Consider the following 13,442-nt stretch of genomic DNA (forward strand, 5'->3'; position numbering starts at 1 on the left):
CCTCCTAGTTCGGGCCGCCGGGCACCGGCGGCGCCTGGTGGGTGCGCTCGTACTCGGCGAGGATGTCGATACGCCGTTGGTGGCGTTCGGCTTTCGACCACTGCGCGCTCAGGAAGGCGTCCACGATGGCCAGCGCCTCCTCGAGGGTGTGCATGCGGCCGCCGATGCCGATCAACTGCGCGTTGTTGTGTTCGCGGGCCAGGGTCGCGGTCTCGACACTCCACGCCAGCGCGCAGCGCGCTCCCGGCACCTTGTTCGCGGCGATCTGTTCGCCGTTGCCCGAGCCGCCGAGCACGATGCCCAGGCTCTCCGGGTCGGCCACGGTGCGCGTCGCGGCCGCGATGCAAAACGCCGGGTAGTCGTCCTCGGCGTCGTAGCTGAACGCGCCGCAGTCGATCGGCTCGTGCCCGCCCTGCTTGAGGTGGGCGATGATGTGCTGCTTGAGCTCGAATCCGGCGTGGTCAGAACCGAGGTAGACGCGCATGCCCGCAATCCTTACACGGGATGCTCGTCAGTCGAATTCGGGCTTCTCCGTGCGGGTCCGCTTGAGTTCGAAGAAGTGCGGGTAGGACGCGAAGGTCACCGAGGCGTCCCAGAGCTTGCCGGCTTCCTCGCCGCGCGGGATCTTCGAGATCACCGGTCCGAAGAACGCCACCCCGTTGACGTGGATGGTCGGCGTGCCGACGTCATCGCCGACCGCGTCCATCCCCGCGTGGTGGCTCTTGCGCAGCGCCTCGTCGTAGGCCTCGCTCTGCGCGGCCTCGGCGAGTTCCGCCGGCAGGCCGGCGTCGGCCAGGGACAGCTTGATGACCTCCTCGAGGTTCTTGTTGTCCTCGTTGTGGATCCGGGTGCCCATCGCGGTGTACAGCGGGTCCAGCACTTTGGCGCCGTGGGCCTGCTCGGCGGCGATCGCCACCCGCACCGGACCCCACGCGTGCTTCATCATCTCGCGGTACTTGTCGGGCAGGCCTTCGCGGTTTTCGTTGAGGATCGCCAGGCTCATGACGTGGAAGTGCACCTCGATGTCGCGGACCTTCTCGACCTCGAGGATCCAGCGCGACGTGATCCAGCACCACGGACACAGCGGATCGAACCAGAAATCGGCTCGGTTTTTCTCCTTGGCCTTCTCGGACATAGCGCGGTCCTCTCCTGGGGAGCAGATACGGTCAGAACACCGTTGTGCACAACCGTAGTCGCGCGGCGCGTGTTCCCGCTCCCACGCTCCGGTTACCAGGCGTTCACCAACACGTTTAAGTTGGACGCGTGGCCCTTCCTAACCTCACCCGTGACCAGGCTGTCGAACGCGCCGCCCTGATCACCGTGGACAGCTACCGGATCGACCTGGACGTCACCGACGGCTCGGGGGGACCCGGCGATCGGACGTTCCGGTCCACCACCACCGTGGCGTTCGAGGCGCTGGCCGGCGCCGACACCGTCATCGACATCGCCGCCGACGCCATCCGCAGCGCCACCCTCAACGGTCGCGAGCTCGACGTGTCCGGATACGACGAATCGAGCGGCATCCCGCTGCGCGGGCTCGAGAAGCGCAACGTCCTCGTCGTCGACGCCGACTGCCGCTACTCCAACACCGGCGAGGGGTTGCATCGGTTCGTCGACCCGGTGGACGACGAGACCTACCTGTACTCGCAATTCGAGACTGCCGACGCCAAGCGCATGTTCGCGTGCTTCGACCAACCCGACCTCAAGGCGACGTTCGACGTGCGGGTGGCCGCGCCAAAGCACTGGAAGGTGATCTCCAACGGCGCCACCGTCTCGGTGCAGGACGGCGTGCATACCTTTGCCACCACCCCGCGGATGAGCACCTACCTGGTGGCGCTGATCGCCGGCCCGTACGCCGAGTGGAAGGACGCCTACACCGACGAACACGGCGAGATCCCGCTGGGCATCTACTGCCGCGCCTCGCTGGCCGAAAACATGGACGCCGAGCGGCTGTTCACCCAGACGAAGCAGGGATTCGGCTTCTACCACAAGAACTTTGGCCTGCCCTACGCGTTCGGTAAGTACGACCAGCTGTTCGTCCCCGAGTTCAACGCCGGCGCCATGGAAAACGCGGGGGCGGTGACCTTCCTCGAGGACTACGTCTTCCGCAGCAAGGTCACCCGGGCTTCCTACGAGCGGCGCGCCGAGACGGTGCTGCACGAGATGGCCCACATGTGGTTCGGCGACCTCGTCACGATGACGTGGTGGGACGACCTGTGGCTCAACGAGTCGTTCGCGACCTTCGCGTCGGTGTTGTGCCAAAGCGAGGCAACCGAATTCACCGAGGCGTGGACGACGTTCGCCACCGTCGAGAAGTCGTGGGCGTATCGCCAGGACCAGCTGCCGTCGACGCACCCGATCGCCGCCGAGATCCCCGACCTGGCCGCCGTCGAGGTGAACTTCGACGGCATCACCTACGCCAAGGGCGCGTCGGTCCTCAAGCAGCTGGTCGCGTACGTCGGGCTGGAGCACTTCCTGGCCGGGCTGCGCGACTACTTCCGCACGCACGCCTACGGCAACGCCACATTCGGTGACCTGATCGCCGCGCTGGAAAAGGCGTCCGGTCGCGACCTGTCCGACTGGGGTCAGCAGTGGCTGAAAACCACCGGTCTGAACACGCTGCGGCCCGACTTCGACGTCGACGCCGACGGCAAGTTCAGCCGGTTCGTCGTGCGGCAAAGCGGCGCCGCGCCCGGCGCGGGCGAGACGCGGGTGCACCGGCTGGCAATCGGAATCTACGACGACGATGGCTCGGGCAAGCTGGTGCGGGTCCGCCGGGAGGAACTCGACGTCGAGGGCCCGGATACCGAAGTCCCTGCGCTGGTTGGGGTTTCGCGGGGCAAGCTGATCCTGGTCAACGACGACGACCTGACCTACTGTTCACTGCGCCTGGACGAACGGTCCCTGCAAACCGCGCTGGAGCGGATCGCCGACATCGCCGAGCCGCTACCACGCTCGCTGGTCTGGTCGGCCGCGTGGGAGATGACCCGCGAGGCCGAGTTGCGCGCCCGCGATTTCGTGACGCTGGTCTCCGGCGGCGTGCAGGCCGAAACCGAGGTCGGGGTGGCGCAACGCCTGCTGATGCAGGCCCAGACCGCGCTGGCGTCCTACGCCGAGCAAGGCTGGGCGCGCGAGCACGGCTGGCCGCAATTCGCCGACCGGCTGCTGGAGTTGGCGCGCGCCGCGCCGCCCGGATCGGATCACCAGCTCGCGTTCGTCAACACGCTGTGCACGTCGGTGCTGTCCACTCGACACGTGGTGACGCTGGCGGACCTGCTCGACCACGACCCGGCCGAACTCGGGTTGGCCGGCCTGGAAATCGACACCGACCTGCGGTGGCGCATCGTTACCGCGCTGGCCGCCGCCGGCGAGATCGACGCCGACGGGCCCGCGACCCCGTTCATCGACGCCGAGGTGCAGCGTGACCCGACCGCCGCCGGCAAGCGCCACGGCGCCCAGGCCGCCGCGGCGCGGCCCCAGCTCGAGGTCAAGGAGCAGGCCTGGACGACGGTGGTCGAGGACGACACCCTGGCCAACATCACGGCCCGCTCGATGATCGCGGGCATCGCGCCGCCGGGACAGCACGAGCTGCTCAAGCCGTTCACCGCGCGCTACTTCGGGGCGATCGCCGGGGTGTGGGAGCGGCGATCCAGCGAGGTCGCCCAGACCGTGGTGATCGGCCTCTACCCGCACTGGGACATCAGCGAGGCCGGCGTCGCGGCCGCCGACGAGTTCCTGAGCGACCCGCAGATTCCGCCGGCCCTGCGGCGCCTGGTGCTGGAGGGTCAGGCCGGGGTCAAGCGGTCGCTGCGCGCCCGCAAGTTCGACGCCGCCGGCTAACGCCGCCCCGCGAGCGCGCATGTCTGTACGGCGACACGCCGCATTCGCCGTACATTTGCGGACCCTCGCGGGGCTGGTAAAAAGCTAGGCCGGTGCGATCCCGGCGCTGAGCACGCGGATCGCGCTGACCAACCCGTCCACCAGGTGGCCCTGCTCGAACGCCGACGAGGCCGCCGCCACCCCGAGCGGCGCGGCCGACTCGGCGCCGCGGCCGCGGACCGCCGAGCCGTAGACCACCTCGATGGCGCACTGGTCGAGCGACACCGCGAGCAGCACCGCGTTGTCGGGCGTCGGCACCTTGGCCAAGATCTCGCGGGCCCGCGCGGCGGTGTCGCTGCCCAGGTCCCCGAGGTAAATGGCGAACCGTGCCCGAGACGCCCGCGAGCCGTACTTCAGCGCGTCATCGATCGCGACCAGGTCGCTGATCGGGAACGGGTAGTCCACCGACAGCTCGCCCGGCTCGGTGACGGCCGAGATCCGCCCGCTGGTGGTGATCGCCGAACCGTAGGGCAGCTCGCTGGGCGCGATCGTCGCAACCTCACCATGTGCCACTTGCGCCACCTCCCACCGAGAACTCCGACGTGCCGTGTCCGCCGTGCGCGCCGCCGACGTCCTCGTCGGTGGCCGCCCACAGGATCGGCGGGTGCGTCCACTTCTCCGACATCTGGTAGGTCGCCGGGTGGGGTCCCTTGTGCCGGAAGATCAGCAGGGACAGCACCACGACCAGCGCCAGCGGGATTCCGATGAAGTACAGGTGAATCTCTGCAGGGCTCACGACGCAAACCGTATCCCACCGGGTGATCCACCCGCACACTTGGACACGGGATTGGTCAGGCCGCGCCCTCGCCGAGGTACCGGGCCCAGGACGGGTCCAGTTCCTTGACCGTCGACAGCAGCCGCCAGTGTTGGCCCGTCGGCGGCAGCGGCGCCCGGCGCAGCGCCCAGCCCAGCTCGGTGAGCAGCTTGTCGCCCTTGCGGTGGTTGCAGGTCGAGCAGCACGCCACGCAGTTCTCCCAGGAGTGGTCGCCGCCGCGGCTGCGCGGCACCACGTGGTCGACGGTGTCGGCCTTGGCCCCGCAGTAGGCGCAGCAGAAACGGTCGCGGTGCATCAGGGCGGCGCGGGTCATCGGCACCCGCGCCCGATACGGAACCCGCACGTAGGAGCGCAGCTGGATCACCGAGGGCACCACGATCGACCTGGTCGCCGAGTGGATGACCGGCCCGGCCGGGTCGTCGTGCACCACGTCGGCCTTGCCGCAGATCACCATGACGATCGCCCGCCGCATCGGCAGCGCGGTCAGCGGCTCGTAGGTGGAATTCAGCAGGAGCACGCGCCGCCGGCTCCAGATCGACGCGGTTTCGTGCCGGGTGGGCGGGTGGGTATCGACGCTGTGCAGGGGTGACGCGCTATGGAGGGATGACGCGGTTGGGGGCCCGGTTAACCCTGCCGCGGCACCGGAACTGCGGTGGCTGCGGCGTCTCTTGCCATGCGCCATAGATCCTCCGCGGATAGTCCACCATGATTCGCCGCCAAACGCACCCTTATTGCTGGTGCGCGCCGTGACGAACCGATGAACAGAAGGCGCGTCCGGGGCCCGTTCGGCCTTGCCATCGCGGTGATGCACCACAATGGAGGGGATGGATCAGGAGAGCTTTTACGACGCCGTCGGCGGTGCCGAAACCTTCAATGCGATCGTGTCGCGGTTTTACGCGCTGGTCCCGGAGGACGAAATTCTCAGCCAGCTGTATCCCGCGGACGACCTCGCCGGCGCCGAGGAGCGGCTGCGGATGTTCCTCGAGCAGTACTGGGGCGGCCCGCGCACCTACTCCGACCGGCGCGGGCATCCGCGGCTGCGGATGCGGCACGCCCCGTTCCGGATCACCCCCATCGAGCGCGATGCCTGGCTGCGGTGCATGCACACCGCCGTCGCCTCCATCGACTCGCAGACTCTCGACGACGCGCACCGCCGGGAGTTGCTTGAATACCTGGACATGGCCGCGCACTCCCTGGTCAATTCATCGTTCTGATCCCCAGTAACCGAACGGAGCAGCATGAGCCCCGAGCCGTGGTGGTTGAGCGCGGTCTTCTACCAGGTGTATCCGCGGTCGTTCGCCGACAGCGACGGCGACGGCGTCGGCGATCTGGACGGGGTGACCGCCCGCCTGGATTACCTGAAGCAGCTGGGTATCGACGCGATCTGGCTCAACCCGGTCACGGTTTCCCCGATGGCCGACCATGGCTATGACGTCGCCGACCCGCGCGACATCGACCCGCTGTTCGGCGGGATGGCCGCGATCGAACGGCTGATCGCGGCGGCCCACGAGCGGGGCATCAAGATCACCATGGACGTGGTGCCCAACCACACCAGCTCGGCGCACCCGTGGTTTCAGGCGGCGCTCGCCGCCGGCCCGGGCACCGACGCGCGCGAGCGCTACTTCTTTCGCGACGGGCGCGGTCCCGACGGCGAGCTGCCGCCCAACAACTGGACGTCGGTGTTCGGCGGTTCTGCCTGGACCCGCGTCGTCGAACCGGACGGCAATCCCGGCCAGTGGTACCTGCACCTCTTCGACGTCGAGCAGCCCGATCTGAACTGGGACCACCCGGACGTCTTCGACGACTTCGAGAAGACGCTGCGCTTCTGGCTGGAACGCGGCGTGGACGGCTTCCGCATCGACGTGGCGCACGGGATGGCCAAGCCGCCCGACCTGCCCGACGCGAAGGACGACGTCAAGGTGTTGAGCCACAGCGATGACGACCCGCGCTTCAACCACCCGAGCGTGCACGAGATTCACCGCGGAATCCGCACGATCGTCGACGACTATTCCCCGGCGGTGACCATCGGCGAGGTCTGGGTGATGGACAACCTGCGGTGGGCCGAGTATTTGCGCCCGGACGAACTGCATCTGGGCTTCAATTTCCGGCTGACCAAGATCGACTTCGATGCGCGCGAAATCCACGACGCGATCCAGAACTCGCTGGACGCCACCGCAATTGAGAACGCCACCCCGACCTGGACGCTGTCCAACCACGACGTGGGCCGGGAGGTCACCCGCTACGGCGGTGGCCAGATCGGTCTGCGGCGCGCGCGGGCGATGGCGATGGTGACGCTGGCCCTGCCGGGCGCGGTATTCATCTACAACGGTGAGGAACTGGGCCTGCCCGACGTCGTGGACCTGCCCGAGGAGGTGCTCCAGGACCCGACGTGGGAACGCTCCGGGCATACCGAACGCGGCCGCGACAAGTGCCGGGTCCCGATTCCGTGGTCGGGCGACGCTCCCCCGTTCGGCTTCTCCACGTCCGCCGACACCTGGTTGCCGATGCCCGCGGACTGGGTGGGCCTGACCGTCGAAAAGCAGCTCGGCGATCCCGACTCGACGCTGTCCTTCTACCGGCGGGCCCTCAAATTACGCAGGGAGCGAACCGAATTCGAGGGCGGCGAGCTCGAATGGCTGGCCACCGAGGACGACTTGCTGATCTTCGAGCGCCATGGCGGGGCCCTGGTGTGTGCGCTGAATGCGGGCAGTCTGCCGATGGCCCTGCCGCCCGGAGAGGTGATCCTGGCCAGCGCGCCGTTGGTCGACGGCAAGTTGCCGCCGGACGCGGCGGCCTGGCTGGTCTGAGCGCCCCCAGCCCGTCAGTGCAGAACCAGCGCCGCGTGTGCGCGGCGCCGGTACACCGAGCCGAACTTCGCATCGACTCGCAGCCAGGTGGGCAGGATGCGGATCCGGACCATCTCGTCGGCGCCGATGGCATCCGGCGACTGGGGCAGGAAACCCATTGCGGTCAAGGCGAACACGCAGCGCATCGGCAGCCCCACGCTGGCGTCGGCCGAGCTGACCCGGATGACCTCCTGGTCGAGCAGCGACACCGGCGGACCGTGAGAGCTGCCGTGCTCCTTGGCGAGCTGCGCGCCGCGCTGCGCCAGGTCCAGCATCACCCGGGCGGGCACGTCGTCGAGGTGGGTGAAGCCGGATTCGGGGGGCAGCGCCCCCCGCCATGCGGAGTCCATCGCGAAGCCGGGATCGACGTAGCCCTCCGCGTCCATCGCTGCCAGGCCGCGCGCCAGCCCGTCCGCCCCGACCGATAGATCGTCGGGTCGCACCCGGCCGACCACCACCCGGCTGGCCAGCACGTCGAAACCTGTTGCCACCCAAGCGGTCAGCAGTCCGGCTGATCGGGTCCGCAGCCGGATGACCGCGGCGTCGTCCAGGCGCATCGCGTGATCGACGAACGTGGCGAGGTCCCCGCGGTGGGCGGCGTCACTGAGCCAGATCCCGCGTTCGCTTATTCCCTGAGCCACCGTTGCAGATACTCCCGATGCTGAGGTGAAAGCCTGAACAGCCGCTGCTCCTCGATGTGCACGGCGGCCAGCTGTGTCTCGGCGATGACCGCGGGCTTCGACGCAGGATCGGCGTTGACCGGGCGCACCTCATAGCCGAGCGTGAAGTCGACCGTCCGGTGCTGTTTGGTCCAAATCGTCACCTGCAGAGGCGAATCCGCGAGGCGTAACTGACTCTTGTAGGTGACTCGCACGTCGGCGATCAGCAACCCGATGGTCGTGACGTCGGCGGCGAACGGCTCCTTGAGGAACTGCACCCGCGCCTCTTCGAGGATCGTGACCATGGTGGCGTGATTGACATGCTGATACATGTCGATGTCCGACCAGCGCACGGGCACCGGCGCGACGAAGCCAACGCTCAACTCGAGGATCCCCTGCCGCTGGTGCGCGTCATCCGGCGGATCTGCCGCGCGGCGACCGACAGCGTCGCGAGATCCTTTGCCCCGCTTTCCTGGATCTCGCTCAGCGTGCGACGCGCCCGCTCCACCCGTGACGCACTGATGTGTTCCCACTCCCCGATCTTCTCTTCGCCGCTTTCGTCGGGCTCGCCGACGGCCAGCACATCGAAGCACAGCGATCGCAGCGACGCGTAGATGTCGTCACGAATCGCCAAGCGCGCCAACGACTGCCAGCGATCATGGCGGGGCAACTCCGAGACGGCCGTCAGCAGGCTGTCGGTGCCCAGCCGGTCCATCAGGGCGAAATAGGTGTCAGCGACTTCCGCGGTGTCCATTTCGGTGATGTCCGCGACGTCGATGATGTCGAGCAGGCTGTAGCGGTACAGGCCGGCGGCCACCATGTAGGCCAGTTCCTTCGGGGCGCCCTGCGAGGCGAATTCCGCGGCTTCCTTTTCCACGATCGCCTTGTCGTCGCCGCGCAGCCAGTCCGACATCCTGGGCGTCAGCTCCCTGACCTTGGCGGCGAACCGGTTTATCTCGGCGCCGACGGCCAGCGGCTGCGGCCGGTAGTTGAGCAGCCAGCGTCCGGCGCGGTCGATCAGCCGCCGGGTGTCCAACGTCAGCCGGTCCGACAGCGCGACGGGAACGCTCGCCGCGCGGATCTGCCGCCAGATCTCGCTCACCCCGAAGATGGCGTCGGTGGCGACGTAGGTGCGCACCGCGTCGATCGGGCCCACGCCGACGTCCTCGGTGATGCGGAAGGCGTAGCTGATGCCCGCGGCGTCCACCAGGTCGTTGATCAGCATGGTGGTGACGATCTCCCGGCGCAGCTGATGGCCGCGGATCTCCGGGGTGAACCGCTCGCGCAGCTGCGTCGGGAAGTACTGCGGCAGCCGGGATGCGAAGACGTCCTGCTCGGGCAGTTCGGTGGTCAGCATCTCCTCCTTGAGCGCCAGCTTGACATGGGCCATCAGGGTGCACAGCTCGGGAGAGGTGAGCCCGATGCCGACGTCGATGCGCCGGTGGATCTCCTTCTCCGACGGCAGCGCCTCCAGCTCCCGGTTGATGCCGTGTTCTTCGAGGTACTTGATTTGCATCGCGTGCACCGGCAGCAGGCTGGCCGCGTTGGCGCGGCTGGTGCCGATCAGGTCGTTCTGGTCCTCGTTGTCGAGCAGCACCAGCCGCGCGACCTCGTCGGTCATCGACTCCAGCAGCTCCTTGCGCTCCTCGGCCTTGACCTTGCCGGCGGTGACCAGCGAGTCGATCAGGATCTTGATGTTGACCTCGTGGTCGGAACAGTCCACGCCGGCGGAGTTGTCCATCGCGTCGGTATTGATCCGCCCGCCCGACAGATCGAACTCGACGCGGCCCCGCGCGGTCACCCCCAGGTTGCCGCCCTCACCAATGACCTTGGCGCGCACCTGGTTTGCGTTCACCCGCACCGGGTCATTGGCGCGATCGCCGACGTCCGCGTCGGATTCGGATTCGGCCTTGATGTAGGTGCCGATGCCGCCGTTGAACAACAGGTCGACGGGCGCCTGCAGGATCGCCTTCATCAGGCTGGGCGGGGACATTTCGGTGACATCGTCGCTATCGATGCCCAGCGCGTCGCGGACCTGCGGGCTGATGGGGATGGCCTTCTGGTCGCGGTTGTACACCCCGCCACCCTCGCTGATCAACGACTTGTCGTAGTCGTCCCAGCTGGACCGCGGCAGGTCGAACATCCGTTGCCGTTCCCGCCACGACACCGCCGGGTCGGGGTCGGGGTCCAAGAAGATGTGCCGGTGGTCGAAGGCGGCGAGCAGCCTGATGTGCTTGCTCAGCAGCATGCCGTTGCCGAACACGTCGCCGCTCATGTCGCCGACGCCGACGACGGTGAAGTCCTCGGTTTGGGTGTCGACCCCCATCTCCCGGAAATGGCGTTTGACCGCCTCCCACGCGCCCCTGGCGGTGATGCCCATCGCCTTGTGGTCATAGCCCACCGAGCCGCCGGACGCGAACGCGTCCCCCAGCCAGAACCCGTAGGACTTGGCGACGTCATTGGCGATGTCGGAGAACGTGGCGGTGCCCTTGTCCGCGGCCACCACCAGGTAGGCGTCGTCGCCGTCGCGCCGGATCACTTCGGGTGGGGGGCTGACCTTTTTCGTTGCGTGGTCGACGTTGTCGGTGACGTCGAGCAGCCCGGAGATGAACAGCTGATAGCAGGCGACGCCCTCGGCGCGGCTGGCGTCGCGGTCGACGGCGGCCTCACCGGTCGGCAGCGGCGGCCGCTTGACGACGAACCCGCCCTTGGCCCCGACCGGCACGATGACGGCGTTCTTCACCGCCTGCGCCTTGACCAAACCCAAGATCTCGGTGCGGAAGTCGTCGCGGCGGTCGGACCAGCGCAGTCCCCCGCGGGCCACCGGGCCGAACCTCAGGTGCACGCCCTCCACCCGCGGCGAGTACACGAAGATCTCGTATTTGGGACGCGGCAGCGGAAGTTCGTCGATCAGTTGGGCATCGAGCTTGAGCGCCAACACGTTACGGGCGCGGGCGGATCCCTCGCGGGTGACGAAGTAGTTGGTCCGCAGGGTGGCCTGCACCAGCGACGCGAACGCACGCAGGATGCGGTCGGTGTCCAGGCCGACCACCGCGTCGATGTCCGCGGCGACCGCGGCGGCCGCCGCCTGCGCGTCGCGACTGGTCGGCGACCCCGCGGAAAACGAAGCCCTCGGGTCGAAGAGCGCCTCGAATAGGGTGACCAGTGACCGCACGGTGGAGGGATGCTCGCTCAGCACCGATTCGATGTGGGACTGGCTGTACGGAAAGCCGGCCTGCCGCAGGTATTTCGCGTAGGCGCGCAGCAGCACGACCTGCTGCCAGGTCAACCGCGCGCGCATCACCAGTTCGTTGAACCGGTCGATCTCGACGCGTCCTTGCCAGATGGCGGTGACCGCGTCGGCGAATCGCTCTGCGGTGGCGTCCCGTTCGGCCGCCGTCCTCGCCAGCGGGATCGTCGGGTGCGGCTGGATCTTGAACTGGTAGATCCATACGTCCAGGCCGTCCTGCCGGGCGACGGTGAACGGTCGCTCCTCGAGCACCACGACGCCCATGCTCTGCAGCATCGGCAGCAGCTGGCTCAACGAGGCGGTGTGACCGCCCACGAACCAGGTCAGCTGGGCGGCCGCGTCCTCGCCGCGCTCGGAGAACACCAGCTTGACCGAATCATCGGACAGCTCTTTGATGATCGCGATGTGCTCGATGGCATCGTCGGGCGTGACCGCCTGCTTGTAGACCTCGGAGAAGGCGGCGGCGTAATGCTCGGCGTCGGCGTGCGAGACGGGCCCGTCGGAGAGGTCGGCCGCGGCGGCGATCAGGCGGTCCCCCCAGGTGCGGGCGGCTTCGCTGAGCATCCCCTGGATCCGGATGCGGTTGTCTTCCGAGACGTCGACGGCGGCCGCATTTTCGGGCAGCCGGACCATGAAATGCATTAGCGCCCAGGGCGATTCGCTGACCCGCGCGGTGAATTCCAGTCGTGTACCGCCGAATTCGCGGACCAGGATGTCCTCGATCTGCAGCCGAACCGGGGTGGTGTAGCGGTCGCGCGGCACATAAACCAGGCACGATACGAAGTACTGCAGGCGGTCGGCCCGCAGGAACAACAACGCGCGCCGCTGCGATCCCAGGTCCACCACCGCTTTGGCCATCGTCAGGAGCCGTTCGGCGCTGAGCGTGAACAACTCCGAGCGCGGGACGGTCTGGATGACGTCCAGCAGCAGCTGCCCGGGGTGAATCGGGTCGCCGTCGGCCATCGCGAGCGCCTCGCGGACCCGGCTCGAGACCGTCGGGATGTCCAGGACGTCCGCGTTCATGGCGGCGACCGTGAAGAGTCCGACGAAGCGGTGCTCGAAGACTTCGCCGCCGGCGCCGTATTCGCGAACCGCGATCGCGTACGGGTACGCGCCGTAGCGCAGGTAGCTGCCGACCACGGATTGGGCGAGGACCAGTAGGTGGTCGTCGTCCGTCAATCGGGGGCGCGAACCGGTGCGCGTGCGCAGCACCCCGAGGCCGGTGGCGCCGTCACCGGAAACGACGTTGTCGTGCACCCGGGCACGCTGATAGCCGAGCAGCAGGAAGTTTCCGTTGCCCAGCCAGCGCAGCAGCTGGGCAACGTCCTGGCGGTCCGGCGCCGAATATTGGTCGTGAGAGTTGGTTTGGACGGCCTCGGCCAGATCGCTCAGGGTGGCGATCATGGTCGACGCGTCCGTCGCGACCTGCTCGACGTCGCTCAGCACCTTGGGCAGCAGGCGGTCGACCTCGGCGAGAACCTTGCTGTCGACGGACGGCGACAGCGGGACATAGATCCACGCCTCGCCGTCGTATTGCGACGCGCCGGGGGCTTTGGGTTCGACGCTGATTAGGTCGCCCGTCGGGCTGCGGTGCACGTCGAAGACCGGGGTCATGATGCCGGCGTAGGCGACGCCGAGCCGGTGCAGCAACACGGTGACCGAGTCCAGCAGCATGCTGCCGTGATCGGTGACGACCTGCAGGGCGGGCCCGAATCCCTCGGGATCGTCCGCCCCGTGGACACAGACGCAGCTCCCGCGTTCGGCGCGGCACTCCGCGAGCCGATAGTGGGCGCGCAGCATCGCGGGGGTCACCAAGGCCGCGGGGTCGACGGGACCGGGCTCCGCCGCTCCCGGTTCGTCACCGCGGGGGCCGCGATAGCTCTCGATGTAGGCGTTGGCGATCCAGTCGGGAACGTCGTCACTCGTGGAGAACGTGGTCCACGGCTTGAGATCCTGCCTAGCACCGGGATCGATCGTCATGCCGATTGCTCCCAACTCGCGACGGATGCCACACTGCGCCCGATCGCCCCGCG

General features: G+C 68.1%; 11 protein-coding genes. 3 read left to right on the forward strand and 8 right to left on the reverse strand.

What is annotated here, in order from left to right:
* Positions 1-4: 4 nt before the first annotated feature.
* Both AC5Y5E_RS29660 and AC5Y5E_RS29665 read right to left on the reverse strand, forming a co-directional pair.
* A complete protein-coding gene (locus AC5Y5E_RS29660; RefSeq protein WP_499907469.1) occupies positions 5-484 on the reverse strand; it encodes a ribose-5-phosphate isomerase in 480 nt (159 codons plus the stop codon).
* A gap of 27 nt (positions 485-511) precedes the next feature.
* Positions 512-1,135, reverse strand: a complete 624-nt coding sequence (locus AC5Y5E_RS29665; RefSeq protein WP_499907471.1) for an Rv2466c family mycothiol-dependent reductase — start codon at positions 1,133-1,135, stop codon at positions 512-514.
* A gap of 128 nt (positions 1,136-1,263) precedes the next feature.
* Here AC5Y5E_RS29665 and pepN point away from each other — a divergent pair, with 128 nt between their 5' ends.
* The gene (pepN, locus tag AC5Y5E_RS29670; RefSeq protein ID WP_499907473.1) at positions 1,264-3,840 is read left to right on the forward strand and encodes an aminopeptidase N; all 2,577 of its coding nucleotides are present in this window, start codon (positions 1,264-1,266) and stop codon (positions 3,838-3,840) included.
* Between the two features lie 84 nt (positions 3,841-3,924).
* Here the strand turns inward: pepN and AC5Y5E_RS29675 are convergent, their stop codons facing one another.
* The 3 genes from AC5Y5E_RS29675 to AC5Y5E_RS29685 are packed head-to-tail and all read right to left on the reverse strand — an operon-like array spanning position 3,925 to position 5,336.
* Positions 3,925-4,392 carry a DUF5130 domain-containing protein gene (locus AC5Y5E_RS29675; RefSeq protein WP_499907475.1) on the reverse strand — a complete coding sequence of 156 codons (468 nt, stop codon included), beginning with the start codon at positions 4,390-4,392 and terminating at the stop codon, positions 3,925-3,927.
* Entirely contained in the window at positions 4,379-4,615 is a 237-nt protein-coding gene (gene ctaJ / locus AC5Y5E_RS29680) for an aa3-type cytochrome oxidase subunit CtaJ (protein ID WP_499907476.1), read from the reverse strand. Before ctaJ ends, AC5Y5E_RS29675 begins: the two co-directional genes overlap by 14 nt.
* A 55-nt stretch (positions 4,616-4,670) precedes the next feature.
* Positions 4,671-5,336, reverse strand: coding sequence for an HNH endonuclease (locus tag AC5Y5E_RS29685; protein ID WP_499907478.1), 666 nt, complete (start codon positions 5,334-5,336; stop codon positions 4,671-4,673).
* A gap of 142 nt (positions 5,337-5,478) precedes the next feature.
* On the opposite strand from AC5Y5E_RS29685, the gene AC5Y5E_RS29690 reads away from it, so the two are divergent.
* On the forward strand, positions 5,479-5,868 hold the full coding sequence (locus tag AC5Y5E_RS29690; RefSeq protein WP_499907480.1) for a globin: 390 nt from the start codon (positions 5,479-5,481) through the stop codon (positions 5,866-5,868).
* 24 nt (positions 5,869-5,892) lie between these two features.
* Complete coding sequence (locus AC5Y5E_RS29695; RefSeq protein WP_499907482.1) at positions 5,893-7,461, forward strand: glycoside hydrolase family 13 protein; 1,569 nt, start codon at positions 5,893-5,895, stop codon at positions 7,459-7,461.
* Positions 7,462-7,475: 14 nt separating this feature from the next.
* Here AC5Y5E_RS29695 and AC5Y5E_RS29700 read toward each other — a convergent pair whose 3' ends face one another.
* From AC5Y5E_RS29700 to AC5Y5E_RS29710, 3 genes are read right to left on the reverse strand one after another with little or no spacing between them, the layout of a single operon-like run.
* Positions 7,476-8,129 (reverse strand): DUF8010 domain-containing protein, encoded by a 654-nt coding sequence (locus tag AC5Y5E_RS29700; RefSeq protein WP_499907527.1) that lies wholly within the window; start codon positions 8,127-8,129, stop codon positions 7,476-7,478.
* Positions 8,126-8,542 (reverse strand): acyl-CoA thioesterase, encoded by a 417-nt coding sequence (locus AC5Y5E_RS29705; protein ID WP_499907484.1) that lies wholly within the window; start codon positions 8,540-8,542, stop codon positions 8,126-8,128. The genes AC5Y5E_RS29700 and AC5Y5E_RS29705 overlap by 4 nt, the downstream gene beginning before the upstream one ends.
* On the reverse strand, positions 8,539-13,389 hold the full coding sequence (locus AC5Y5E_RS29710; protein ID WP_499907486.1) for an NAD-glutamate dehydrogenase: 4,851 nt from the start codon (positions 13,387-13,389) through the stop codon (positions 8,539-8,541). Before AC5Y5E_RS29710 ends, AC5Y5E_RS29705 begins: the two co-directional genes overlap by 4 nt.
* Between the last annotated feature and the right edge of the window lie 53 nt (positions 13,390-13,442).

It is taken from the genome of Mycobacterium sp. NGS54 (genome assembly GCF_059812465.1).